The sequence below is a fragment of the Deinococcus sp. Leaf326 genome, assembly GCF_001424185.1.
Classification (GTDB): domain Bacteria; phylum Deinococcota; class Deinococci; order Deinococcales; family Deinococcaceae; genus Deinococcus.
This window is the reverse complement of the sequence record NZ_LMOM01000001.1, coordinates 231,651-255,381: the sequence shown is the minus strand read 5'-3', so window position 1 is coordinate 255,381 and position 23,731 is coordinate 231,651. Positions and strand designations below refer to the sequence as shown.

At 69.6% G+C, this 23,731-nt stretch carries 21 protein-coding genes; 11 read left to right on the top strand and 10 right to left on the bottom strand.

Annotated elements, in window-relative coordinates; all coding sequences use genetic code 11:
- Positions 1 to 45: 45 nt before the first annotated feature.
- On the bottom strand, positions 46 to 1,776 hold the full coding sequence (locus ASF71_RS01320; protein WP_082505299.1) for an ABC transporter substrate-binding protein: 1,731 nt from the start codon (positions 1,774 to 1,776) through the stop codon (positions 46 to 48).
- Between the two features lie 166 nt (positions 1,777 to 1,942).
- Between ASF71_RS01320 and ASF71_RS01315 the strand changes: the two genes are divergently transcribed.
- Positions 1,943 to 3,355, top strand: a complete 1,413-nt coding sequence (locus ASF71_RS01315; protein ID WP_056293702.1) for an aspartate kinase — start codon at positions 1,943 to 1,945, stop codon at positions 3,353 to 3,355.
- 152 nt (positions 3,356 to 3,507) lie between these two features.
- Here the strand turns inward: ASF71_RS01315 and ASF71_RS01310 are convergent, their stop codons facing one another.
- Positions 3,508 to 4,212, bottom strand: a complete 705-nt coding sequence (locus ASF71_RS01310; RefSeq protein WP_056293699.1) for a phosphatase PAP2 family protein — start codon at positions 4,210 to 4,212, stop codon at positions 3,508 to 3,510.
- A 178-nt stretch (positions 4,213 to 4,390) separates the two neighbouring features.
- On the opposite strand from ASF71_RS01310, the gene ASF71_RS01305 reads away from it, so the two are divergent.
- Positions 4,391 to 5,641 carry an MFS transporter gene (locus ASF71_RS01305; RefSeq protein WP_082505297.1) on the top strand — a complete coding sequence of 417 codons (1,251 nt, stop codon included), beginning with the start codon at positions 4,391 to 4,393 and terminating at the stop codon, positions 5,639 to 5,641.
- 147 nt (positions 5,642 to 5,788) lie between these two features.
- Entirely contained in the window at positions 5,789 to 5,944 is a 156-nt protein-coding gene (locus tag ASF71_RS23400; protein ID WP_156372544.1) for a hypothetical protein, read from the top strand.
- A gap of 70 nt (positions 5,945 to 6,014) precedes the next feature.
- On the opposite strand, the gene uvrC is transcribed toward ASF71_RS23400, so the two are convergent.
- From uvrC to ASF71_RS01285, 4 genes are all read right to left on the bottom strand, one after another.
- Entirely contained in the window at positions 6,015 to 7,862 is a 1,848-nt protein-coding gene (uvrC, locus tag ASF71_RS01300; protein ID WP_056293693.1) for an excinuclease ABC subunit UvrC, read from the bottom strand.
- A gap of 162 nt (positions 7,863 to 8,024) precedes the next feature.
- Positions 8,025 to 9,758: an aspartate--tRNA ligase gene (gene aspS, locus ASF71_RS01295; RefSeq protein WP_056293690.1), complete on the bottom strand. Its 1,734-nt coding sequence runs from the start codon at positions 9,756 to 9,758 to the stop codon at positions 8,025 to 8,027.
- Positions 9,755 to 11,050, bottom strand: a complete 1,296-nt coding sequence (gene hisS / locus ASF71_RS01290; RefSeq protein ID WP_056293687.1) for a histidine--tRNA ligase — start codon at positions 11,048 to 11,050, stop codon at positions 9,755 to 9,757. The genes aspS and hisS overlap by 4 nt, the downstream gene beginning before the upstream one ends.
- Before the next feature lie 101 nt (positions 11,051 to 11,151).
- Positions 11,152 to 11,523: an IPT/TIG domain-containing protein gene (locus ASF71_RS01285; RefSeq protein ID WP_056293684.1), complete on the bottom strand. Its 372-nt coding sequence runs from the start codon at positions 11,521 to 11,523 to the stop codon at positions 11,152 to 11,154.
- Between the two features lie 38 nt (positions 11,524 to 11,561).
- Here ASF71_RS01285 and ASF71_RS01280 point away from each other — a divergent pair, with 38 nt between their 5' ends.
- Both ASF71_RS01280 and ASF71_RS01275 read left to right on the top strand, forming a co-directional pair.
- On the top strand, positions 11,562 to 12,545 hold the full coding sequence (locus ASF71_RS01280; protein WP_369814941.1) for a diacylglycerol kinase family protein: 984 nt from the start codon (positions 11,562 to 11,564) through the stop codon (positions 12,543 to 12,545).
- Positions 12,546 to 12,589: 44 nt separating this feature from the next.
- Positions 12,590 to 13,576 (top strand): tyrosine-type recombinase/integrase, encoded by a 987-nt coding sequence (locus ASF71_RS01275; protein WP_056293682.1) that lies wholly within the window; start codon positions 12,590 to 12,592, stop codon positions 13,574 to 13,576.
- Here the strand turns inward: ASF71_RS01275 and lnt are convergent.
- Positions 13,569 to 15,041: an apolipoprotein N-acyltransferase gene (gene lnt, locus ASF71_RS01270; RefSeq protein WP_056295018.1), complete on the bottom strand. Its 1,473-nt coding sequence runs from the start codon at positions 15,039 to 15,041 to the stop codon at positions 13,569 to 13,571. The genes ASF71_RS01275 and lnt overlap by 8 nt on opposite strands.
- An 84-nt stretch (positions 15,042 to 15,125) precedes the next feature.
- Here lnt and ASF71_RS01265 point away from each other — a divergent pair, with 84 nt between their 5' ends.
- Positions 15,126 to 15,830, top strand: a complete 705-nt coding sequence (locus ASF71_RS01265; protein ID WP_056293675.1) for a metallophosphoesterase — start codon at positions 15,126 to 15,128, stop codon at positions 15,828 to 15,830.
- A gap of 58 nt (positions 15,831 to 15,888) precedes the next feature.
- On the opposite strand, the gene ASF71_RS01260 is transcribed toward ASF71_RS01265, so the two are convergent.
- From ASF71_RS01260 to ASF71_RS01250, 3 genes are read right to left on the bottom strand one after another with little or no spacing between them, the layout of a single operon-like run.
- Positions 15,889 to 17,061, bottom strand: a complete 1,173-nt coding sequence (locus ASF71_RS01260) for an aminotransferase class V-fold PLP-dependent enzyme (RefSeq protein ID WP_056293673.1) — start codon at positions 17,059 to 17,061, stop codon at positions 15,889 to 15,891.
- Positions 17,062 to 17,120: 59 nt separating this feature from the next.
- Positions 17,121 to 17,939, bottom strand: coding sequence for an alpha/beta fold hydrolase (locus ASF71_RS01255; RefSeq protein ID WP_056293671.1), 819 nt, complete (start codon positions 17,937 to 17,939; stop codon positions 17,121 to 17,123).
- Entirely contained in the window at positions 17,936 to 18,703 is a 768-nt protein-coding gene (locus ASF71_RS01250; RefSeq protein WP_056293668.1) for an alpha/beta fold hydrolase, read from the bottom strand. Before ASF71_RS01250 ends, ASF71_RS01255 begins: the two co-directional genes overlap by 4 nt.
- Positions 18,704 to 18,847: 144 nt before the next feature.
- Here ASF71_RS01250 and ASF71_RS01245 point away from each other — a divergent pair, with 144 nt between their 5' ends.
- The 5 genes from ASF71_RS01245 to ASF71_RS01225 are packed head-to-tail and all read left to right on the top strand — an operon-like array spanning position 18,848 to position 23,729.
- On the top strand, positions 18,848 to 19,525 hold the full coding sequence (locus tag ASF71_RS01245; RefSeq protein ID WP_056293665.1) for an HAD family phosphatase: 678 nt from the start codon (positions 18,848 to 18,850) through the stop codon (positions 19,523 to 19,525).
- Positions 19,522 to 20,547, top strand: coding sequence for a dipeptidase (locus ASF71_RS01240; RefSeq protein ID WP_056293663.1), 1,026 nt, complete (start codon positions 19,522 to 19,524; stop codon positions 20,545 to 20,547). Before ASF71_RS01245 ends, ASF71_RS01240 begins: the two co-directional genes overlap by 4 nt.
- A gap of 43 nt (positions 20,548 to 20,590) precedes the next feature.
- Positions 20,591 to 21,478, top strand: a complete 888-nt coding sequence (locus tag ASF71_RS01235; RefSeq protein ID WP_056295014.1) for a C40 family peptidase — start codon at positions 20,591 to 20,593, stop codon at positions 21,476 to 21,478.
- On the top strand, positions 21,475 to 22,512 hold the full coding sequence (locus ASF71_RS01230) for a dipeptide epimerase (protein ID WP_056295010.1): 1,038 nt from the start codon (positions 21,475 to 21,477) through the stop codon (positions 22,510 to 22,512). Before ASF71_RS01235 ends, ASF71_RS01230 begins: the two co-directional genes overlap by 4 nt.
- Entirely contained in the window at positions 22,512 to 23,729 is a 1,218-nt protein-coding gene (locus ASF71_RS01225; RefSeq protein WP_056293661.1) for a Gfo/Idh/MocA family protein, read from the top strand. The genes ASF71_RS01230 and ASF71_RS01225 overlap by 1 nt, the downstream gene beginning before the upstream one ends.
- The last annotated feature ends 2 nt before the right edge of the window (positions 23,730 to 23,731 follow it).

Here is a 23,731-nt window from a genome sequence, read left to right as displayed (position 1 = left end):
CGGGTGAAGGTCCGCCCGCGCGGCCTCCTCACCCGCCCTCACGCCTCACTTCTTGCTGAGTTCCCGAATGAACGTGCCGGTGAAGTTGAAGTTGCGCAGCGGGTTGTAGGTCGCCGCGTTCACGCCCTGGAGACTGGCGCGCAGGGGGCGCACGTTCAGGTCGGCGGGCAGCAGCAGGTAGGGGCTCTGCTCGGCGGCCACGTCGGCCACCTGCCGGTAGAGCCGGTTACGGGCGGCCACGTCGGTCGTGGTACGCGCCTGGTCGAGCCAGCGGTCCACCCGCGCGTCCTTCCAGCTGTGGGTGGGGTAGAAAAACCCGCCGCTGCTGTAGAAGGTGTACATGAAGTTGTCGGGGTCGCCGTAGTCCGCGCCCCAGCTCATGGGCAGCATGACTTCCTCGCCTTTTTGCATCTTGGCGCTTTGCTCGGTCCAGGGTTCCACGCCGATGTTGATGCGGAACTTGGGATTGATGGCCTCGACGCCCTGCTTGAGGACCTCCAGCGCCGTCTGTCCCAGGATGTGCCCGGTGCGGTAGTTCGCGTTGATCACGAAGCCCTGCTGCCACACCTGCCCGCCCCAGGCCTTCTTGAAGTACTCAGCCGCCTTGACGGGGTCGTAGCTGTAGGTGCTCACCCGCTTGTCGTAGCCGGGGAAGGTGTCGGGCAGCAGCATGGTGCGCTTCTGGCCCTTGCCGCGCTGCACGTCGCGGATGAACTCGTCGTAGTCGAAGGCGTAGGCCAGCGCCCGGCGCACGTTCGCGTCGCTGAAGAAGTTCGACGGAATGCCCTTGCCGTCCAGTTTGCCACTGCCCAGCGCGCCGGCCGCGCGGATGTTCTGGTTCATGAACAGCGCGCCCGCGCCCGTGGTGGGCAGGTTGTCCAGGACCGTCACGCCCGGCTGGCCCCGGAGCTGCGTCTCCACGTTCACGCGGGTGCCGGCCTCGATCAGGTCGGCGTCGCCGCGCAGGAAGGCCTGCTGCCTGACGGCCAGTTCCGAGACCTTCTGCATGGCGACGTTGCGGATCGCCGGGACGCCGCCCCAGTAGCCCGGAAAGGCCGAGAGCAGCACGTTGTTGGCGTCCCACTTCACCAGCCGGTAGGCCCCGGTTCCGCTGGGATTCTTGCTGAGGTTGCCCTCGTTCAGGTCCTTGCTCACCCACGCGCGCCAGGTCGCCTCGGTGCCGTTCCAGTCGCCCTGACGAATCGCCCAGGCCTTGTCCACGACGCCCGCGCCCGTGAACGCCATCTTCGCCATGAAGGCCGGGTCCGGCCGGGGCAGCGTGAACACGAGTTGCCCGGCGGCGTTGCATTTCACCGCGCCCGCGATCTTGGCCCAGGTGACTGCCTTATTCTTGGCCGCGTTGTCGGGCGTGCCCAGCAGCGAATCGCTCAGGAACCAGTTTGCCGACTCGGGGTGGTTCGTCACGAGGTCGCGGCGGTAGGTGTACTCGGCGTCGGCGCAGGTCATCGTGTTGCCGCTGTGGAACTTCACGCCCTTACGGAGATCCACGACCAGCGTCTTGCCGCCGTTCGTGTAGGTCGGCAGCTTCGCGGCGAGCAGCGGCGTCATCTGCGTGAGGCTGGCGCCCTTGTAGGTCCACAGCGGCTCGTAGATGTTCTCGATCATCATCAGGCTGAATGAGTCGTAGGCAATGCCGGGGTCGAGCGTGGTGATCGTCGCGGCCTGCTGGATGACCAGCGTGTCGCGCGGTGTGGCGGCCAGGGCGGCGGGGGTCAGCATCAGGCTCAGAAAAAGGGCGGATCGGCGCAGGTTCATGGCGGACCTCCAGGTGAGAGAGCGGTGAAGACTGGCCGAAGTGTGACACATCCTGCTCCCCAGGGGCGCAGATGGCCGGATGCTGGCGGCCGGCGCCGGCATCACTGCACACTGCCCAGACACCTCCTCCGCCCCCATGCGCCGCGCCGGGCATACTGGAGCGGATATGGCTTACTCGCTTCTGGTCATGAAATTCGGCGGCACCAACATGCAGGACGCCCGCGCCATTCGCCACAGCGCCTCGCTGGCCGCGCGCAGCATCCGGGAAGGTGTGCGCGTCGTGGTGGTCGTCTCGGCGATGGCCGGCGTGACCAACCAATTGCTTCAGCTCGCCGACGCCGCGCAGACCGGAGACATCGCCCGCGCCAACGACGAGATCGCTGCCCTGCGCACCCGCCACTTCACGGCGGCCCAGGAACTCGGCGCCGCGCCCGACAGCCCCGCCGTACGCGAGATCCGGGAGATGCACGAGACGCTGCGGCAGGCGATCTACGGCGTGTACCTCCTGCGCGAACTGACTCCGCGCAGCCGGGACCTCATCGTGGCCTTCGGGGAGCGTCTCAGCGCGCCCCTGATGAGTCTCGCGCTCGAACAGTCCGGCCTGCGCGCCCGGCACCTGACCGGCGGCGAGGCCGGCATCCTCACCGACGCGCACTTCGGCAACGCCCGTCCCACGGCCACCACCTACGAGCGCATCCGCGACCGCCTCAGCGGCCTGTTCGCCGCCGACGTGACCCCGGTCATCGCCGGTTTCATGGGCGAGACCGATCAGGGCGCCCTGACCACCCTGGGGCGCGGCGGGACCGACTTTTCCGCGACCATCGTGGGCAAGGCGCTGGGCGCCGACGAGGTCTGGGCCTGGAAGGACGTGGACGGCGTCATGAGTGCTGACCCACGCGTCGTGAAGGACGCCCGCAACATCGGCGTCCTGAGCTACGGCGAGGTCATGGAGCTGGCCTATTTCGGGGCCAAGGTGCTGCATCCGCTCGCGGTCACGCCTCTTCAGGAAAGCGGCATTCCCCTGCGCGTCAAGAGTGCGGCCGACCCCGATTTTCCCGGCACGCTGGTCCAGGCTCAGCCGCACGAGGAGGAGGGCCACCCCGTCAAGGCCGTCACGGCGATCCGCAGCGTGAGCCTCGTGAATGTGAGCGGCGCCGGCGCCCTGGGGGTGCCCGAGGTCGTCTCTACCGTGTTCGCGGCCATTGCCCGCGAGAACGTCACCCTGCTTATGGTGTCCCAGAGCAGCAGCATGAGCAACGTCTCGTTGGCCGTGCCCTCGGTCGACGCAGAACGGACCGTGGCAGCCCTGCGCGCCGGGATCACGGGCGAGCTGAACGTGGAGGTGCAGGGCGGCGTGGCGGTCCTGGCCATCGTCGGCAGCGGCATGCGTGGGCAGAAGGGCGTCTCCGCGCGGCTGTTCACCGCCTTGGCCGCCGAGGACGTGAACATCCTGATGATCTCGCAGGGCAGCAGCGAGCTCAATATCAGCGTGGCCCTCGACGGTGCCGAGGTCGACCGCGCCACCCAGGCGGTCCATGCAGCTTTTGGTCTGGGTGCGGCAGTTCAGGTTGCTGACTGAGGGGTGGCCAGATAGGTTGGGGAGCCGTATAGAAAGGTTTCCCAATTCCAGGAAATTACTCAAATCAAAAGAGAATTTCCTTTTCACAATTTAGAGTGGTCGTGAATCTATTCATTTATTGGAAATAAGAAAAGGATTTCACTCCCTCTCCTTCACCGGTTATCGCGTTCACCCGCCGGCGAGCCGCGCAGCGACGGCCGGAACTGCCCCATCAGCAGGTACAGCCCGACCACCCACACGAGGCTGCTCAGTGCGCCGGCGAGCACGTCGCTCGGGTAGTGGACGCCCAGATAATTCCGGCTGATCCCCACGAGTACGGCCCACAGCGCGCCGAGTATGGCGACCGGCCAGCCAGCCCTTGATCTCCAGAAGATCAGGGTGATGGCGATCCCGAACGCGGCATTCGCCATCGCGTGACCGCTCGGAAAGCTGAAGCCCGGCTCGCGCAACACCGCCTCCAGGACATCGGGCCGGGGCCGCTGGAAGATCAGTTTGGTCACGACGTTCAGCAGGGTCGCGCCGCACACCGCCAGTGCCAGAAACAGCGCGTGTGCCCGCGCACCTGCCCGGTACAGTCCGGCCACCACGGCCAGCGTGACGAAGGGCAGCACCTGCACGCCGCCGATCACAGCCAGCGCCTCGGCAATGCGGGTCAGTTCGGGGGTGCGGTGCGCCCGGTACCACGCCAGCACCGTCTGGTCCCAGGTGAAGCCGCCCTCACGGAACACGTCCTCGGTCAGGTCGGCCACTGCCAGCAGGGGCAGCAGCACCCCGAGCAGCAGCAGGGCCACGGCATTCCAGCGCCGGGGAGGGGCGGAGAGCCCCGGAGGAGGTGGACGGCGGGTTGGGAGGCGCATCCGCCCATTACATAGGCCTGACGCCCGGCGCGACTTGGGCCAAAGTTAACCTAGTCGGCCTGACGGAGGGCTGGCACGATGAGCCGCCCCACATGCCCCTCTGTACCGTTTCAGTTCGGCGTGCCATAGTGGCCGCGATGCCCGCCTGCCTGCGTCCGCTTTCTGCCCGGTTCGCCGCATGAGCCGGGGGCTCCAGTTCCGGTCGCTGGCCGACCTGCCGCGCAATGCCCGCAATTCCATCCTGCTCGAGCCGCTGTGGGCGGTATTCGGGACGGTCGTGCTGTACTACGCGCCGCTTTATTTGCGCAGCGTGGGCCTGTCGAGCACGGAGATCGGTCTGCTCGGGTCGGTCACGCTGGCCCTGTCCTTCGCGTGCCAGGCTTTCGCCGCGCCCATCACCAACCGCCTGGGCCGCAAGCGCACCACATTGATCGGCGACCTGATCTCCTGGACGGCGCCCATGTTCGTCTGGGCACTGGCCCAGTCCCTCGGGGCCTTCGTGTTCGCGGCCGCGCTGAACGCCGTCAACCGCATCGTCACAGTGTCCTGGAGCCTGCTGGTCATCGAGGACGTGGACCCGCCGCAGCGCCCACGCGTCTTCGGGATCATGAATCTCATCGTGACCTTCTGCGGCCTGCTCACACCGCTCCTGGGCCTGCTGATCTCCCGCTACGGCGTGGTGCCCACCCTACGGGTCTTCTACGCCCTGGGCGGCCTGGGCATGACGATCATGTTCCTGTGGCGCAACGCCATCACCGACGAGACCCGCAGCGGCCAGGAGGCCATGCTCCAGCACCGTGACTTGAGCTTGGGCCAGAGCCTACGCCAGACCCTGCAGCGCGTCGCGGGAATGCGCGGGCATCCCGGCCTCATCGGCGTCACGGTGTTCTACGTCCTGACCGTGTTCATCGAGCAGCTCAGCCTCTTTCAGATTCTGTTCTTGGGCGAGACGCTGGGCTTCAGCGCCCAGACCCTCTCGTACGTGCCGGTCGTGGGGGCTCTCGTCACCGCCCTGCTCTACGGCGCGGCGCTGCCCCGGCTGGGCCGGCTGCCGCTGGGACAGACCCTGGTGGCTGTGCGCGCGCTAGCCCTGGTCGGGGCCGTGGCGCTGCTGCTTGTGCCGGCCGGTCAGACAGCGCCCATGCTGGCGGTCGTCGGGTTGATCGGCGGCGCGACCTTTCTCACGCAGACCTACCGCGACGCGGCCCTCTTCGCGCGCCTGCCGGTGGGGGAGGGCACGGCCGACCTGTACTCGGCGGTGCAGACCCTGACCCTGCTGTGCTCGATTCCGGCCGCCGGTCTCGCGGGCCTGGTTTTCGCCTCCTCGCCGCATGGCCTGTTCGGCTTGATCGCCGTGTTGTGCGCCGCCCTGCTGGTTCTCGCGGCCCAGCTCGCCCGCCGCGAGGGGCGCGCCCCTCAGGCGGCCTGACCCTGCCGCTAGGCCGTTCGGCGCAGCGCCGCCCCCGCCACCCCGCGCATGTGCGCCGGCCCCCTGCCGGGGCACCATGGTCTCAGGCCCGAACCCGCCGGTCCCCTTCTGCCTCCCGGCAGCGGCGGCCGGGCCAGAGGACCGACCATGAATACTGCCCTGCACTTCGAATTTGCTGTCCAGCACGCCGCCGATCTCCGCCAGGAAGCCGAGCGCGACCGCCAGGCCCGCCGGGCTGCGCTTCCTACACCCCGCCCGGCCTTCCGCTGGCCCTGGGCCCGCACCCGCCTGCGCGCCGCATGATCGCAGCCGTCCCGACCCCCGCGCCGCCCCTTCCGAAGGAAGTGGGCGGCCTTTCTTTGGAAGGGGCGGCTCAGATCGGCGCGGCGTTGTCTTCCCGCGCCTGCAAGAAGGTCTTGACGCTCTGCGCGGCGCGCGCGGTCATGCCCGGCACCGCCGCGATCTGCTCGACCGGCGCGGCGGCGAGGTCCTCGAGGCTGGTGAAGTGCTCCAGCAGGGCGTCCCGGCGTTTTTGCCCAATGCCCGGCAGGTCGTCGAACACGCTGCGCAGCATGCCCTCACCGCGCAGCTTGCGGTGGTAGGTGACGGCGTAGTTGTGGACCTCGTCGCGCACGCCGATGAGGAGCCGCAGCGCCGGGTGCGTGTGCGCCAGCAGCAGTTCGCGGTCCACGCCGACCTCACTGCCGCCCTCCAGCCACCACTGCGCGCCGTAGCGCCCCGGCAGGACCAGCCGCTCCTCACGCTTGGCGAGGCCCACGACCGGAATCTGGAGGTCTGCCTCCTTCAGCGCGTCGAGCGCCGCGTTTACCTGCCCGCGCCCCCCGTCGATGAGCAGCAGGTCCGGCAGCGGCAGCTTGTCCGAGAGGCTGCCCGTGAAGCGCCGCGTGATCGTCTGGCGCATCGAGGTGTAGTCGTCGGGGTGATCCAGGCCCTTGACCTTGAACCGGCGGTGTTCGCCCCGGCGCGAGCGCCCGCCCTCGAAGACCACCATCCCCGAGACGATGTTCGTGCCGAAGAGGTTGGAGTTGTCGTAGCCCTCGATACGCCAGGGCCGTTCGGGCAGGGCGAGGACCTCACGCAGCGCGTCGAGGCCCGGATGGTCTCCCCGGCGCTCGAGCAGCGCGAGTTCGGACTCCAGGCCCGTCTGTGCGTTGCGCTGCGCCATGTCCACCAGGTCGACTTTGTCGCCGCGCTTGGGCGTGCGCATCTCGGTCCGCCGGCCGGCCTTGTCCGACAGAAAGCGGCTCCAGACCGGCGTGTCCTCGAAGTCGGCCGGCAGCAGGATGAGGGGGGGGACATGCGTCGCCTGGGTGTAGTAGTCCTGCACGAAGGCCTCGATGATTTCGCCCGTGCCGCTCTCCTCGGCCCCCGTCAGGAAGCGCTTGTCGCGGCCCACGACCCGCCCGCCGCGCATGCGGAACAGCTGCACCATCGCGTACTCGCCCGCCTGCGCCACGCCTAGGAAGTCCAGGTCAGTCTCGTCGCTGACAAAGGCGTGTTGCTCGGTTCCGAACAGCTTCTCGACTGCCGCCACCCGGTCGCGTAGCCGCGCGGCCTGCTCGAAGTCCTGTCCGCGCGCCGCCGCGCCCATGTCCTGGCGCAGCCGGGTGACGACGTGCCCGGCGCGGCCCTCGAGCAGCCCCTTCACGTCGTCCACCACGCGCACGTAGGCCTCGGGGTCGGCGGCGTCGATGCACGGCGCGAGGCAGCGCCCCATGTGGTAGTTCAGGCAGGGACGGGGCTTGCGCTGCATGGGCAGCCCCGAATTCTTGCGCAGCGGAAACATGGTGTCGATGAGGTGTTTGACCCGCCGCACCGCTGAGGCGTCCGGGTAGGGGCCGTAGTAGCTCGCGCCGTCCTTGAGCACCCGCCGCGTGACGATGAGCATGGGAAACGCCTCGTTTGTCAGTTTCAGGAACGGATAGTGCTTGTCGTCCTTGAGCAGCACGTTGTAGTGCGGCCGGTGCTGCTTGATGAGGTTGGCCTCGAGAATGAGCGCCTCGACCTCGTTCCTGGCTGTGATGAACTCCAGCGACTCGGCCAGTGCCGTGAATTTGCCGCTTTTGCCCCCCGCTTTGAAGTGCTGCCCGACCCGCGAGCGGATGTTGTTCGCCTTGCCGATATAGATCGGCACTCCACCCCTGCGGAAGATATACACGCCGGGGGTGGTGGGTAGTACAGGCAGGTCGTCGAAATGCACGTGCTTAGCATAGAACTCCTGCGTCCAACGCACCGGATTGAACAGCACGAACTAAAGGCCGAGTCGGGATGATAGAGCTAAATAGACCAAAAACTCACGAACTGGTTTACTCGTGAATATATTCACGAGTAAAAAAGAAGAGGCCCATAGGCCTCACTCTCCTCAGTCCCCAGCCAGTACTGCCACCCCGACCTGCGCAAGCTGCGGTGCGTCTACTACCGAGGGCGCCCCCGCCATGAGGTCGGCACCACGGTTATTCTTGGGGAACGCGATGACCTCGCGGATGCTCGCGGCCCCGGCCATCACCATGATCAGGCGGTCAAAGCCCCAGGCAATGCCGCCATGCGGGGGTGTACCCGAAGCCAGGGCATCGAGGAAAAACCCGAACTTCTCGCGGGCGTCCTCGTCACTCATGCCGATGGCCGAGAACATCTGTGCCTGCACCTCGGGGTCATGGATACGGACGCTGCCGCCGCCGACCTCGAAGCCGTTGAGCACGAGGTCGTAAGCCTGCGCGCGGATCTCGCCCTGGCGCGCGGTGCCGAACAGGGCCACGTCGTCCGGGTGCGGCGCGGTGAAGGGGTGGTGCATGTAGGTCCAGCTCGCCGACTCCTCGTCATAGTCGAGCTGCGGAAAGTCCACGACCCAGGAGACGTGGAAGGCCGAGCCGGCCGCCGCGAGGTTAAACAGGTCCCGCAGCGCGAGCCGCACGGCGCCCAGGGCCGCGGTGGCCTTCTTCCACTCGCCCGCCGCGAACAGCAGCGTGCCGCCCTCGGGGACGCTGGTCCGGGCGATGAGCTCGGCGCTCAACTCGCCCACGAACTTGCTGATGCCGCCTGTGAAGCCCTCGCCCTCGCGGCGCAGCCACGCCAGCCCACCCGCGCCGTTTTGCTTGGCGACGCGCTCGAGTTCGTCGATCTGCTTCCGGGTCAGCTCGGGAGCGACGATGGCCTTGACGCTCGCCGCCGAGGCGAAAGCCTTGAAGCCGCCGCCCGTGAACAGGTCCGTCGCCTCCACGAACTCCAGCCCGAAGCGCAGGTCCGGCTTGTCCGAGCCGTAACGGTCCACCGCGCCTTTGTAACTCAGACGTGGGAAGGGGAGAGGCAGTTCCACATTCAGCACCTCGCGGAACACGTGGGCCATCAGGCGTTCCTGAATCTCCAGCACGTCGTCCTGTTCGACGAAGCTCATCTCCATGTCGAGCTGCGTGAAGTCGGGCTGGCGATCGGCGCGCAGGTCCTCGTCGCGGAAGCAGCGCGCGAGCTGGTAGTAGCGGTCGAAGCCCGCGATCATCAGGAGCTGCTTGAACAGCTGCGGCGACTGCGGCAGCGCGTAGAACTCGCCCGCGCTCAGGCGGCTGGGCACCAGGAAGTCGCGTGCGCCTTCGGGGGTGCTGCGCGTGAGCATCGGCGTCTCGACCTGAATGAAGCCCTCGGCGTGGAGAAACGAGGTCACGGCCGCGACCGCCTTGCTGCGCAGCATCAGCGCGCGCTGCATCTCGGGACGGCGCAGGTCAAGGTAGCGGTACTTGAGGCGGATATCCTCGGCCACAGCGTCGCCCTTATCGAGTTCGAACGCCGGAGTCCTGGCCGCGTTGAGCACCTTGACCCGCGTGGCGATGACCTCGTAGTCGGCCAGTCCACCCTTGCGCTGGCTCTCGGGGCGCGGCTGGAAGTGGCCCTCGACCTCCGCGACGTACTCGGCCCGCAGCTGATCGGCCTCGGCGAAGGCGGCCGAGTCCGGCTCGACCTGCACCTGCACCACGCCGGAGCGGTCACGCAGCTCGACGAAGATCAATCCCCCGAGGTCGCGGCGGCGGTTCACCCAGCCCTGCAGGGTGACGGTCTGACCGAGGTGCTGTTCGCCGAGCTGGCCGATGAGGGCGGTGCGTTTCATGCGTTCTCCTGTTCCAGAAAAGTGTTGAGATCGGCGAGCGCCACGTCCCGCACGGCGCCCGTGCCGAGGTGTTTGAGTTTCAGGACGCCCCGCTCGGCCTCGTCGCTGCCGATCACGGCGGCGTAGCGGGCGCGGCGGCGTTCGGCGTCCCGGAAGGCGTTGCCGGGTTTCTGGGGACGGTAGGCGAACTCGACCCGCGCGGCGGCGCGCGCGCCTATCGCCACTCGGGCGGCGAACGCCACCTGGGCCTCGTCCATCGCGGCGAGGTACAGCAGCGGGCCGGCGGCGGCCGGCAGGGCCACCCCCTCGGCCGCGAGCGCGAGCAGCAGCCGCTCGATCCCGAACGCCCAGCCGATCCCCGGGACCATCGGCCCGCCGAGTTGTTCGGCCAGACCGTCGTAACGCCCACCGCCGCCCAGAGCCGACTTCGCACCGACGCCTTCATGGTGCAGCTCCCAGGCGGTACGGCGGTAGTAGTCGAGCCCGCGCACGATGCCCGGGTCCACGTCGTAGGTCACGCCCCAGTCGTCGAGGTAGGCCCGCACCTGAGTAAAGTGCGCGGCGGCTTCCTCGCCCAGCGAGTCGAGCATGGGCCGCACGTCCAGTTCACGGATGAGGTCCTGATCCTGGGCACTCTTGGAATCTAGAATCCGCATGGGATTGCGCTCAAGTCGGTCCTTGCTGTCGTCTGAGAGCCGCTCGACGTGCGGCGTGAACAGTTCGCGCAGGTAGGTGTTGTAGGCCTCGCGGTCCTCGGGGTCGCCGATGCTGCCGAGCTTGACCCGCACACCGGTCAATCCCAGTTCGCGCACGACCTCGGTCATCAGGGCGATGGCCTCGGCGTCCACCAGGGCGTCAGCCGAGCCGAGCACCTCGTAGTCCACCTGGTGGAACTGGCGCAACCTTCCCTTCTGCACGTTCTCGGCGCGGAACATCGGGCCGTGGGTCCAGAGCTTCAGGGGCGCGGGCAACTGCTTGAGTCCCGCCTGGAGATAGGCGCGCACGATGCCCGCCGTACCTTCGGGGCGCAGGATGAACCCGCCGTGGTCCCCGAAGTAGGTGACGGTGAACATCTCCTTGCGGACGATGTCGGTGCTGCCCCCCACACCGCGCTTGACGAGTTCGGCGTCCTCGAAGATGGGCGTGGCGATGAACTGCGCGCCTGCCCGCTCCAGCACGCGCCGGGCCATGTCCTGCACATGGGTGAAGGCTGAGGCCTGGGTATCTAGACTGAGTTTGGGACTGCCCTCCGGCAGCAGGTCCTGGGTGCCCTTGGGGCGTTGAATCGCCATAACCTCAAGAGTTTACCCGCCCGGCGCGTGTCAGGCGCGCTGCGGGCGGGCAGATAGGGCAAGCGGCGCAGGGGAGAGGGCGTCTGTATGGGCCGCTTGGCCTATTGCCGGACGCTGTAGGGCAGGCCGTTGGCCGACCTCTTGCCACCGACTTCCACGAACAGCCACGAGCCGCCGATGGGGGCATTGTCGGGAATGGTCAGCACGATCTGGCTGTCGGTCCAGGACTGCACCGCCGAGGCCGGCACCGCGTAGCCGCCGTGGCCGTCCTCGGTGACGCCCAGCAGGACACGGCCGGTCGTGGGGCCGCCGAGGTAGCGGCCCTGAATGGTGAGGGTCCCGCCGCGGGTGGCCGCCTCGGAGACCTTGACGAGCATGGGCGCGGCCGTGACTCCGGCGACGCTGCCGGTGCGCGGCGCACAGGACGCGAGCGCCCCGGCGAACAGTAAAGAAGCGAGAAAGATCCGTTGCATGGCTGAGCCTCCGTGCGGGCAGTGTAATGTCGGCTCAAATGCAGGGTCAAACTCCCCCCCCCGATGTGCAGAACCCCACGCCCGCCTCCACCCCTGAACGGTCTGCCGGTCTGCGCCGGGTTCTGGTGGTCTTCAACCCCAAGAGCGGCCAGGGCGACAGCGGCCTGCCTGCCTTTGTGGACGGTCTGCGCGCCGCCGGTCTGGAGGTCGTCGAGCGTGAACTGGAAAAAGACGTGCCGATGACCTCCTACGTCGAGGACCTGGAAAGTTTCCAGACCCTGGTCGGGGCGGGCGGCGACGGCACCGTGAGCAGCCTCGCCTACGCTGCGCGGTACCGCAACGTGCCTCTGCTGGCCTACCCAGCCGGCACCGCCAACCTGATCGCCCAGAACCTCGACCTGCCCAAGGACCCCGAAGGCCTGGTCGGGGTAGTCCTAGCCGGACATGCCCTGCGACTGGACATGGGTGAGGTCGAGGTCAAGGGCGAGAAGAGCGGCTTCTGCATGCTGGCCGGCGCGGGTGCCGACGCCGCCATGATCCGGGACAGCGAAGACCTCAAGGAACGCTTCGGGGCGCTGGCCTACGCCATCAGCGCCATGCGGCAGATCAACCCTAAGAAGACTACCTTCAATCTCAAGATCGACGGGCAGGAACGCAGTTTCGAGGGCATCGGGGTGATGGTCGCCAACCTGGGCATGGCGAATTACCGTCTGCCGATCACCAGCGACATCAGCCCCAGCGACGGCCGCTTCACGGTCATCCTCATGCAGGCGGGCAACATCCTGCGCCTGCTGCCCAATCTGCTCGACTCGGTGCGCGCCAAGCTGAACCTGGGGGACCCGCTGTTCAGTAGCAACCTCGAAACCCTCGAAGCCCGGGAGGTGCAGGTGGACGCGACCGAGCCGTTCCCACTGCAGTACGACGGCGAACTGCACGTGGAGACCACGCCGTTCACCGCCCGCATCCTGCCCGGCGCGCTGCGGATGCTGACGCCGGTCAAGGCGAAAGAACTCGAAACCTGAGCGAAGAATTACTGGGGCGTTGATAAGGCATGTTATCATCGGCCATGTCCGAGACCGTTTCCACATCAGCCCTGGCCCTCTACACCGGCGACCGGCTGAGCGAGGCCCGGGGTTGGACGGGACTGAGCGACACGGCGCTGCGGGTCCGGGCGGTCACGGCGGCCCGGGACAGGAATGCCACTGAACTCTGGGCACTCACGCAGGCCTACCTGACCGCCGACACCAGCGCCGGGGTACGGACCAGCCCTCACACCCTGCGCGCCTATCGCAAGGGCACTGAAGTCTTGCTGGAGCACGCCTCGGCCCACGCCTGGAATCTGCTGCACCCCGGCCACCGCGAACCGGGGGTGTACGTGGCCTCACTCAGCGCGTCGGGGCTCAAGCCGGCGACGGTCATGGCACGCGTCGCGGCGGCCTCGGCCCTGTACCGGGCGCTGCGATGGGCAGGCGCGACCGACGCCGACCCCTTCACGGACGTGAAACGGCCCAAGGACCGGACCAGAGGCATCGTCAAGAATCCGCCCTACCGCCAGGATTTCGTGACTGCCATGCTCGCCCAGGCCGACCCTCAGGAACAGGTGCTGCTCCTGCTTCTGGCCCATGGAGGTCTACGGATCGCCGAGGCCCTGGCACTGACCTGGGCCGAGCTCGACCTGGGGCGCAGGCGGTTGCTGGTGGCGCACGGCAAGGGCGACAAGGCCCGCTGGGTGCCGCTCAGTGCCCGGCTCCGGGAAGCGCTGGAGACATGGCGTGCCCTGACTCCAGCCCTGCTCCAGACCCCCGTCCTGACCTTCCGCGCCTACTCCAGCGCCTACGAACGGCTTCAGAAGGTGGCGCTGCGGGCCGGCATGGAACACGAGTTCCGGGGCTTCCATGCCGGGCGCAAGTACGCCGGAACCCAGCTCTACGCCGCGACGAAGGACTTTACCCGTGTGGCCGGGTTCCTGGGCCATGAGCAGGTGGACACCACCCGGCGCTATGTCGAGCTCCCGGAGGACGACCTCAACGACGTGGTGGAACACTTCAGGTGACTGGGCTCCCGGCGCGTCGCCCTATCTTCCACCCCAGCCCGACCAGCAACACCGCGATGAGCAGCGCTGGAACATGCCCGAACTGTACGAAGAGGGTCTGCCCACTCAGCAGCCGGGGCCGCACGTGCAGGGTCTGGAGGCCCTCCCCTGCCGAGACGGTCTCCACGGGCCGGCCCAGATCATCTACCGCACCGGCCACGCCGTCGTTCACGCTGCGGACGAGCCACCGCCGCGTCTCGATGGCGCGCACGCGGCCCATCCAGAAGTGCTGGGCTACGCCCCAGCCGCTGTACCAGCCGTCGTTGCTGGGGTTGACGAGCACCTGGGCGCCCTGCCGCACGAGGTCGCGCGCCACCCAGGAAAACACACTGTCGTAGCAGACATAGGTGCCGTAGAGAATGCCGTGAAGAGACAGCGGGCGAATGCTCTGTGCAGGCGGGATGGCCGGCAGCCGAAATCCCAGGGTGTTTTCGATCGCGGAGTAGACCGGACGCAGCGGGCCCGAATACAGGGGGAAATACTCCCCGAACGGCACCAGGCGGGCCTTCTCGCTGCGGCTCAGGATCATACCGGCCGCGTCCACACTGACCACTGAGTTGCGTGCCGGCTCGTCGCCCGACGCCCTGGTGCCGAGCCCCGTGATCCCCGGCCCCGGAAAAGCCGGAATCTGCGGCTGACCGGGAAACGCCGAGGTCGCCGTCTCGCTCCACACGACCACCTCGCCGGGCTGCCGGGCGGCTGTGGTGGCCTGAAGGAGTGGCGCAAACTGTTGTTCCGGGCCCAGGCTACCGGCCGCCCGCCCAAAGGCGTCGAAGTCCGAGCGCATGACGAGCATGGGCTGGGTCGGGCCCTCGCCGGGGGTACGCGTCAGGCCGTAGCCCAGTGCGGCGAGCCACACCACAGCCATGACCAGCAACGGCACACGCCGGCCCTGAGCCGCCTGGACGAGCGCCGCTGCCGCCCCCGTGATCACCAGGCTGCACAGCAGGACGCCGCCCAGGTCCGCCACCTGGATGAGCGGCGTGGACAGCAGAACCGACCCTAGGGTAGGCCAGGGAAAAGCCAGCGGCCCCAGAGTCCGCAGCCATTCGAGCAGCACCCAGCCCCCGGCCAGTGCCCAGACCCGCCCGGCCGGAGTGGGCGTAACGCGGTAGGCGAGGTAGGCCATCACCGCAAAGAATCCGCCCTCCAGCACGTAGAGTAACCCGGCCAATGCGCCCAGCGGCGGCAATTCGAAGATGCGCACCAGAAACGGCACCAGCCACCACAGGTGGACGGCACTCAGGGCGGTCACGCCGGCCAGCATCCGCGCCGCGCCTGCGCGGGCCGTGGGCGCGCTCGCCACCAGCCACAGCAGGGCCGCCAGGGGCAGCGGGGCGAGGACACCGGTGGGCAGCGGCGGCAGGGTCAGGGCCAGCAGGACGCCGCACAGGGCGGCGAGCAGGGCGGGAGAAACGCGGGGCACGTCCGCGATCATAGCGGGCCTCCCCCACTGCCCCCGCGCAGGTGGGATGCGTCGGCGTCCGCTTTGGCATACCATGAGGGCACTTTGAGGATCGCCTTCATCAGTGACTTACACGGCAACATCCATGCCCTGACCTCGGTTCGGCGCTTTCTCGCCGAGCAGATCGTGAGTCAGGTCGTGGTGGTCGGAGATCTGGTGGGCTACGGCGCGTCTCCAGGGCCGGTCATCGACTTCGTTCGCCGTGAGGACTGGAAGGTCGGCCTGGGCAGCAGCGACCTGCGGGTGGCGCTGAGTTTCGGTGAGCGCGCCGGGCGCAAGGGCATTGCCGATCAGGTGCTCCAGTGGACCCAGGGCACGCTTCTGCCCGAGCAGCTCGAGTACCTGCGCCGCCTACCCACCGGTGGGCGCCTGATGACCCCGGTGGGGCGCGTGCGCTACTTCCACGGCAGCCCCCATGACCCCGAAGGCCGGGTGGACCTGATGGCCCCCGAGGCCGAACTCGAGGAACTCGCCGACAGCATGGGCGCGCGCGTCCTCGTGGTGGGCGGAACCCACGTTCCTTTCACCCGGACGGTGGGAGACACGATCTTCGTCGATCCCGGCAGCGTCGGCCTGAGCCTGAACCACGAACCCGGTGCCGACGTGGCCATCGTGGATTGCCAAGGCAGACGGCCCAAGGTCTCGCTGCACAAGGTGCCCTACGACTACTCGTCGAGCGCCTTCGACATCATGGCCTGGAACCTGCCCCCGGTCATCGCCGACGTGATCCGCAGCGGCAAGATGGAATAACAGGCACAGCAGGGCGGCGGCGTGGGATGACCCTTCGCCGCCGGCCCTGCTGGGGCGGTCACGCCAGGGCCGGCCGCAGCTCCTCAGACATCAGGGCCTCGAGAGCTTCTTCGTAGCGGCGCACCAGGCCCGGCTCGCCGAGCAGGTCCTCAAGCGCCACCATCAGGGCGCGGTAGGGCGCAGGGCGGGCCGACTCGCCCATCAGACCCAGGCGCCAGATGACGCCGGCCGTGGGGCCGAGGCCACCGGTCACGCTGATCTCGCGGGCGCGCAGGGCCTTGCGCACGCCCGCGTCGTCGAAGCCCTCGGGCAGCCGCAGGGCCAGTACGGTGGGCAGCCGGTCCTCGGGGCGGCGCACGTAGGGCGAGAAGCCCAGCGGTGCCAGGGTGCGCTCGATGACCTGCCCCATCAGGCGGACGCGGCGCTGGCGGCGCTCCAGGCCCTCGTCCAGCGCGGCCCGCAGCGCGGCGTGCAGGGCGTAGTGCAGGTTGACCGGCACGGTGTGGTGGTAGGTGTGGTCGACCCAGTAGTCGCGCAGGCCTTCGAGGTCGCAGTACCACAGCGGCGTGGGCGTGCGCCGGGCGGCGAAGCGGGCGAAGGCGCGCGCGCTCACCGCGATGGGCGCCAGGCCGGGGGGGGCCGAGAGACACTTCTGGGCGCCGGTGTAGGCGTAGTCCACCCCCCAGTCCTGCATGTGAAAGGGCTCCATGCCGGCGGTCGTGACGGCGTCCACCGTGAGCAGGGCGCCGCTGCCGCGCACGAGTGCGGCGATTTCGGGCACGGGGTTCAAGACGCCGGTACTCGTCTCGCCGTGCACGACCGCGACCATCTTGACGCCGTCCAGGTGGGCGGCCACGTCGGCCGGGTCGATCGCCTCGCCCAGCGGCGCCGTGACCAGGCGCACGTGGGCGCCGTAGCGTGCGGCCATCTCGGCCATGCGGCGCCCGAATGAGCCGTTGGCGCACACGAGAACCTCGTCCCCCGCCTCGACGAGGTTGGCGAAGCCCGCCTCCATGCCCAGGCTGCCGGTCCCGGCCAGCAGCGCCGTGAAGGCCTCGGGCTCAGTGCCGTACATCACGCGTAGATCCTGCTGGATCTCGCGGTTGAGCGCGAAGACCTCCGGATCCATGTGCCCCAGCATGCCGCGCATCAGGGCCCGCATGGCCCGGGGGTGGATCGGGGTCGGGCCGGGCGTGAGCAGCACATGGTGGTCGTGAGTGTCCTCGAACATGAGGCGAGTCTATCACCCTAGTCTTTTTTGGCAACTTTATTGCTATATAACCACGAGTTTCACTCATTTTCGCAATCTAGTTGCTCAAAATCTCCTATAGGCGATGTGTCCGGCCCTTCGACCCAGTCCAGAAATTCCAAGGCCGAGGCCGCGATGGTCAGCGGGAAGGTGTCGGTAACGGCGTGGGTGCCGCCCGGCACGACCCGGACGACCGCCTCGGGGATCTCGCGCCGGATCTCGCGGACGGTCCATGCCCGGATGACGGGGTCGCGGTCCCCGTCGAGGAGCAGGGTGGGCACCCGGACGCGCGCCAGCAGCGGCCCGGTGTTGTGCCGTCGCTGGTCGGCCGCCAGCCGCAACATCCGGACCAGACCGGCCCGGCCGTAGGCCCGCAGGCCGGGCCCGAGCAGCCCTAGACGTTCGCGGGGGAGGTCGCGGGCAAGCCGAAACAGCTGGGCTGGGACGTTGGGGTTCTCGGGAATGCCGGTGGGCGCGGCCGCGATGAGAGCCGTGGTGCAGTGCGGGTAGCGCGCCGCGAGGTCGAAGATCACCTCGCCGCCGAGCGAATGCCCCAGCAGCGGCGCGCAGCGCAGCCCGCTCGCCTCCAGCCACGCGGCGAGGTGGTCGGTGAGGTCGCAGATGGACCGGGGATAGTCGGGCGTCCCCTCGCTGTCGCCGTGGCCGGGCGGGTCGTACACGTACACGCGCCGCGTCCGCGACAGCTCGCGGGCCAGCCGGGCATACATCCAGGAGGCGCAGCCCAGTCCCGGCACGATGACCAGGGGTGGCCCGTCGCCGCGCACCCAGGCGTGGGTCCGCAGGCCCCGGACTACGGTGTAGTAGGCCTGTCCAGCAGGGGCAGGAGCCTGCCCGCTCACGAGCGGTTCTCCGGGGCCACGCCGGCCCCGGGGCGCCGCAGGAAGTCCAGCACCGCCGCGTTGAATTCGCGCGGCGCGTCCACCATGACCACGTGTCCGGCGCGGGCGATCTCGCGGTACTCGGCGCCCGGAATGGCGGCCGCGAGCTGGCGCCCGAGGGCCACCGGCACCAGGGCGTCGCGCCGGCCCCAGATCACCAGCGTGCGGATGTCGAGGGCGGGGAGAAGGTCGGCCACGCTGTCTCCGAGCAGGCTCACGGCACTGCGCCACAGGTTGGGCAGCCCGGCCCGCACCGAGTCCGCCAGAATACGCGGCAGGAAGGTGGGCCGGCCCGTCAGGGTGGCGCGCGGGAGTTGCAGCGCCACCCTGACGGGGTTGCCCGCCAGGAGACCACTGGCGCAGGCCAGCACCAGGGCGTCCACCCGGCCGCTGTTGAGAGCGGCGACCCGCACGGCGATCTGGCCGCCCATGCTGTGGCCGATCAGGGCCGCGCCGCGCAGATCGAGCGCTTCCATCCAGCGCGCGATGAGCTCGGCATTTTCCTGTACGCCGAGCGTGCGCTGCCTGCGGGCGTGGCCGTACCCTGCCAGGTCCAGGGCGTAGACCCGGTACTCGGCCGCCAGGGCAGGCACGTTGCGCCGCCACCACTGCGCCGAGCCGCTCAGACCGTGAACCAGGACCACCGGCTCTCCCCTGCCGGAGACTTCGTAGCGCAGGGTGGCCCCGCCATATCGGAATTCCTCAGACCGCACGCGCCGCAGCATAGTGTCGGGGGGTTCTCGGGAGTTGATGGCCTCAAGAAAGAACTAAAAATAGCATCAAGTGAATAGATTCACGATTAATCTAGATTGTGAATTTTTGGCTTCCTTATTTCCCTCTTCTCGCTCGCTCTAGCTAGACTGCACTCCATGCCTGAAACGCCATCCCCCCTGCGCGCTGTGCTGTTCGACCGCGACGATACCCTGACCTGGACCGACCCATCGGTGTACCGCGAGGCGGCAATGTGGGCGGGGGGTCGCTTCGGTCTCGACCCGGCAACAGTGGGCCAGGCCCTACGTACGCAGTGGGAGGAACGGGCGTTCGGCTGGTGGCATCTGCGCAGCACCGAGGACGAGACCCGGTTCTGGGACGACTACGGACAGGAACTCGTCGGACGCCTGGGTCTGCCTGCCTCAGCCGCTACGGACCTGATGGCGGCCTTTCCCTACGAGCGCTACATGAAGCCGGTGGACGGCGCGCGGGACGTCCTGGCCGAGCTGCGCGGGCGTGGACTGAAGATCGGGGTGCTGAGCAACACCCTGCCGAGCATCGGGCGCACGCTGAGCGCCGTGGGGCTGGACGACCTCGTGGACGTGGCGCTGGCGACCTGCACGCTGGGGGTCCACAAACCTGAGGCCCAGGCCTTCCTGTTGGCAGCCGACGCTCTGGACGTCGCGCCCGGCGAGGTGCTGTTCATCGACGACAAGGCGGAGAACGTCGAGGGCGCGCGGGCGGTCGGCATGAGGGCCGAGCTGATCGACCTGCAGGGCCGGACACCCGGCGCGTTGAGCGACCTGCACGCGGTGCTGCCGCTGGCGGCCGTATGAGCCGGGGGAGTGACCAGCCCGCCGACCCGTTCGCCTCCCCCATCTTCGACGCCCACCTCGACCTCGCGTACAACGCCTCACTCGGGCGCGACCTGACCCTTCCCCTGCCCGAACTGCGCGCGGCCGATCCCGTGACCGGGCAGCTCGCCACCGTCAGCTTTCCCGAACTGCGCGCCGCAGGCGTGCGCGCCGCCTTCGCGACGCTGTTCGCCATGCCGGCCGGTCCTGGGGAGACCGGAGGGTACCGTGACCACGCGGGCGCGCGGAAGCAGGCGCTGGCGCAGCTCGAGCAGTACCACCGCTGGGAGGACGCGGGTCACGTGCGGCTCCTGACCCGCGCAAACGAGGCGCGGGAGGTGCTTGCTACGCCGGACGGGCCGCTGGGGCTCGTGCTGCTGATGGAGGGCGCCGACCCGGTCAGAGACGCGGCCGACCTGCCATTCTGGGTGGAGGCCGGGGTCCGGGTGATCGGGCCAGCGTGGGGCGCGACGCGCTACGCGGGAGGCACCGACGCGCCGGGGCCGCTGACCGGGGCCGGGCGCGAGCTCGTCACGGCGATGCGTGAGCTGGGCGTGACGCTCGACCTCTCGCATCTCGACGATGCGGCCTTCGCGGGGGTCATGGAGGCGCCGCCCGCCCTGATCGCCACCCACGCCAACAGCCGCTCGCTCGTGCCGGGCAACCGTCACCTCACCGACGAGATGGCCCGCGCGGTGGCCGACTCGGGCGGCGTCATCGGCTTGGTGCTGCTCAGCCGGTTCCTGCGCGCCGGTGTGGGCGACCGCGTGCGCGTGCCGCCGGAAGCCGTCCTGGAGCACGCGCGGCACTACGCGGAGCTCGTCGGCTGGGAGCACGTGGGCCTGGGCACCGACCTCGACGGGGGCTTCGGGGCCGAGAAGACGCCGCTGGGGGTGGAGCGCTACGCCGACGTGCCGGGGCTGCTGGACCTGCTGCCCGCCGAGGTCCGTGCGGGAGTGGCGGGAGGCAACTGGGCCCGCTGGCTGCTGGGAGCGCTGGGCTGAGACCGGAGGCGGGGGTGGAGGGAACTGCTCTAGAGTGGGCGCCGTGGACAACAGTTTCGATACGCGCCAGTACGCGGCCGATCCGGCGCAGCGGCGGGCGGAGGAGGCGCTGCGGGGCCGGGTGGGCGACGGCGACTGGACCTTCGTCACGCCGCAGGCCGTCTGGGCGGGCCGGGCCCGCCTGAGCCTGCGCGCCCGGCCGGACGCCGGCAGCCCGCAGGTCACCGAAGGCCTACCCGGCGAGGCGCTCGAACGCCTGTGGCCGGAGACGGATGGGGACGGAGCCGGCTGGGTCCGGGTGCGGACCCGCCGCGACGGGTACCTGGGTTGGGTGCCGGAGGGCACCTTGCTCGGACAGGTGCCGGAGGGAGACGCTCTGGAGGTCACGGCGCTGCGGGCCCACGCCTTCGCGGGACCGGGGGTGAGCCGCGCGGTCGTGGCCGAGCTGTGCCTGGGCGCGCGGGTATGGCGCGCGGAGGGCGAGGTCGTGACCGAGGAGCGCCGCCGCTGGGTGCCGGTGCGGCTGGCGGACGGAGAGGCGGCCTGGGTTCAGGAGGTCGTCCTCGCGCCGCTCGTCGCCGCCGATCCAGCCGAGTTCGCGCTGCGGTTCCTGGAGACGCCCTACGTGTGGGGCGGACGCAGCGCGTGGGGGCTCGACTGCTCGGGGCTGAGCGGGCTGGCCTACGCAGCCTGTGGCTGGACCCTGCCGCGCGACGCCGACCAGCAGCAGGCGGCGCTCGTGACCGTGTCGGCGCCGGAACGCGGCGACCTCGCCTTTTTTCCCGGCCACGTGGGGGTCATGCTGGACGGGCGGCGGATGGTCCATGCCAACGCCACCCACATGCGCGTGACGGTCGAGACGCTGGGTGAGGGCGAGTACGGGGAGAGGCTGAGGGCGAGTTGCACGGGCTTCGGGCGGTGGCCGGCGTGACCCGTGCCGTAACCGGGGAGCTGACCTGGGAGACGCGCGAGCTTCATACCGCGCAGCCCTTCGGGATCGCGCGCTGGACCCAGAGCGTCTACCCGCGCACCTTCGTCACGCTGGACTCGGGCGGCGTGCGCGGCCAGGGCGAGTCGGCGCCGAACGCCTTCTACGGCGAGACGGGCGCGACAGTGCAGGCGGTGCTGCCGCTGCTCGCCGGCGCGCTGGAAGACCCCTGGGACTGGGACGGACTGCGCGCGCGGCTCGACGCCCGGATGCCGCAGGGCCACCCGAGCGTGAAGTGCGCGCTGGAGATGGCGGCGCTGGACTGGTGCGCGCGCCGCGTGGGGCTGCCGGTATGGCGCCTGCTGGGCCTCTCGCCCACGGCGCTGCCCGAGAGCAGCTACACGGTGTCCATCGCCGAGTTGCCAGAGATGCGCCGGCAGGCGCGCGAGGCGGCCGCGCGCGGGCACGGCGTCCTCAAGGTGAAGCTGGGCACGGCGCAGGACGAACAGATCGTCGCGGCGCTGCGCGAGGAGGCGCCCGTCGCGGCGCTGCGGGTGGACGCCAACGCCGCGTGGAGCCGCCCACAGGCGCGCCGGATGCTGGGCGTGCTGGAGGCGGCGGGGGTGGAATTCGTCGAGCAGCCGCTCGCAGCCGGCGACCTGGAGGGACACGCGGCGCTGCGCGGCGTCTCGGCGGTGCCCATCGTGGCCGACGAGAGCCTGCACCACGTCTCCGACATCATGGCGCTGGCGGGGGCCTTCGACGGGGTGAACCTCAAGCTCGCCAAGCTGGGGGGGCCGCTGCGGGCGCTGGAAGCCCTGCGGCTGGCGCGGGCACACGGCCTGGGGGTGCTGATGGGCTGCATGATCGAGAGTTCGCTGGGCATCGCCGCCGCCGCCCACCTCGCGGGGCTGTGCGACTGGGCCGACCTCGACGGGGCGCTGCTGCTGGCGGACGACCCGTACCGCGGCCTGGAGTGGACGGCCGGGCAGCTCGCGCGGCCCCTGGGTGCCGGCTGGGGCGCCGAACTAGGATGATGCGGGCCAGGCCGATCCGGGTGGCGATCCTCGGCTGCGGCAACCGGGGCGCCGACGTGTACGCGCGTCACCTCGCGGCGCAGGGGGTGGCCGTGACCCACCTCGTCGAGCCGGGGGCCGCGCGGCGGGCCGAGGTCGCGGCGCGGCACGGCGTCCCGGCGGGGGCCTGTTTCGCCGATGCGGAGGCCTTCTTCGCCCTTGGGCGGGTCGCGGACGCGGTGGTGGTCGCCACGCCCGACGACCGCCATGTGGAGCCGTGCCGGCGCGCCCTGGCGCTGGGCTACGACGTGCTGCTCGAAAAGCCGCTGTGCTTGGACGAACGCGACCTGGGACGGCTGCTCGCGGCGGAAGCGGCCTCGGCCGGGCAGGTCACGGTGTGCCATGTGCTGCGGGCCACGCCGTTTTTCCGGGCGGTGCGCGGGGTACTGGACAGCGGCCGGCTGGGGCGACTGGTGGGCATCGTCCACGCCGAGAACGTGGCCTTCTGGCACTACGCGCATTCCTACGTGCGGGGCAACTGGGCGCAGTCCCCGCCCGCCGCGCCGTTCATCCTCGCCAAGAGCAGCCATGACCTCGACCTGCTGCGCTGGTTCGCCGCCTCTCCCCCGCTGCGCGTGAGCAGCGAGGGCGGCCTGCACCACTTCCGGCCTGAGGAGGCCCCGGTGGGGGCGGCGGCGCGCTGCGTGGCCTGCGCGGTGCCGGGCTGTCCCTACGACGCGCGGCGCATCTACGGCAGGCGCGACCCGCACGCCTGGCCGCTGACGGTCCTCACGGCGGGCGGGGTCACGCTGGAAGAGGCCGTCGCCTCAGGACCCTATGGGCGCTGCGTATACGCTGGAGGCAACGACGTGCCCGACCACCAGACGGTGACGGTGGCCTTCGCGGGCGGCGTCACAGGGCAGCTCACGGTGAGTGCGTTCACCCACAACAACACGCGCACCCTCAAGCTGTGCGGCACCCACGGCGAGCTGCGCGCCCACATGGAGCGCGGCGAACTGGAGCTGCACGACTTCCGCAGCGGCGAGGTCACGCGCCTGGAGGTAGAGACGGCCGGCAACCACGGCGGCGGCGACGCGGCGCTGGTCGCGGCGTGGCTGCGCTTCCTGCGCCGGGAGGCCGGGGTGCCCACCCCGCTGGCCGAGTCGCTCGACTCGCACCGCATGGCCTTCGCGGCCGAGCGGGCGCGGCTCTCGGGGACGGTGCAGATGCTGGGGTAGGT

Bases quoted from the DNA above. Each gene is read 5' to 3' on its own strand.
- ASF71_RS01320 (WP_082505299.1), bottom strand. From the start codon at position 1,776: ATGAACCTGCGCCGATCCGCCCTTTTTCTGAGCCTGATGCTGACCCCC.
- ASF71_RS01315 (WP_056293702.1), top strand. From the start codon at position 1,943: ATGGCTTACTCGCTTCTGGTCATGAAATTCGGCGGCACCAACATGCAG.
- ASF71_RS01310 (WP_056293699.1), bottom strand. From the start codon at position 4,212: ATGCGCCTCCCAACCCGCCGTCCACCTCCTCCGGGGCTCTCCGCCCCT.
- ASF71_RS01305 (WP_082505297.1), top strand. From the start codon at position 4,391: ATGAGCCGGGGGCTCCAGTTCCGGTCGCTGGCCGACCTGCCGCGCAAT.
- ASF71_RS23400 (WP_156372544.1), top strand. From the start codon at position 5,789: ATGAATACTGCCCTGCACTTCGAATTTGCTGTCCAGCACGCCGCCGAT.
- aspS (WP_056293690.1), bottom strand. From the start codon at position 9,758: ATGAAACGCACCGCCCTCATCGGCCAGCTCGGCGAACAGCACCTCGGT.
- hisS (WP_056293687.1), bottom strand. From the start codon at position 11,050: ATGGCGATTCAACGCCCCAAGGGCACCCAGGACCTGCTGCCGGAGGGC.
- ASF71_RS01285 (WP_056293684.1), bottom strand. From the start codon at position 11,523: ATGCAACGGATCTTTCTCGCTTCTTTACTGTTCGCCGGGGCGCTCGCG.
- ASF71_RS01280 (WP_369814941.1), top strand. From the start codon at position 11,562: ATGCAGGGTCAAACTCCCCCCCCCGATGTGCAGAACCCCACGCCCGCC.
- ASF71_RS01275 (WP_056293682.1), top strand. From the start codon at position 12,590: ATGTCCGAGACCGTTTCCACATCAGCCCTGGCCCTCTACACCGGCGAC.
- ASF71_RS01260 (WP_056293673.1), bottom strand. From the start codon at position 17,061: ATGTTCGAGGACACTCACGACCACCATGTGCTGCTCACGCCCGGCCCG.
- ASF71_RS01250 (WP_056293668.1), bottom strand. From the start codon at position 18,703: ATGCTGCGGCGCGTGCGGTCTGAGGAATTCCGATATGGCGGGGCCACC.
- ASF71_RS01245 (WP_056293665.1), top strand. From the start codon at position 18,848: ATGCCTGAAACGCCATCCCCCCTGCGCGCTGTGCTGTTCGACCGCGAC.
- ASF71_RS01240 (WP_056293663.1), top strand. From the start codon at position 19,522: ATGAGCCGGGGGAGTGACCAGCCCGCCGACCCGTTCGCCTCCCCCATC.
- ASF71_RS01225 (WP_056293661.1), top strand. From the start codon at position 22,512: ATGCGGGCCAGGCCGATCCGGGTGGCGATCCTCGGCTGCGGCAACCGG.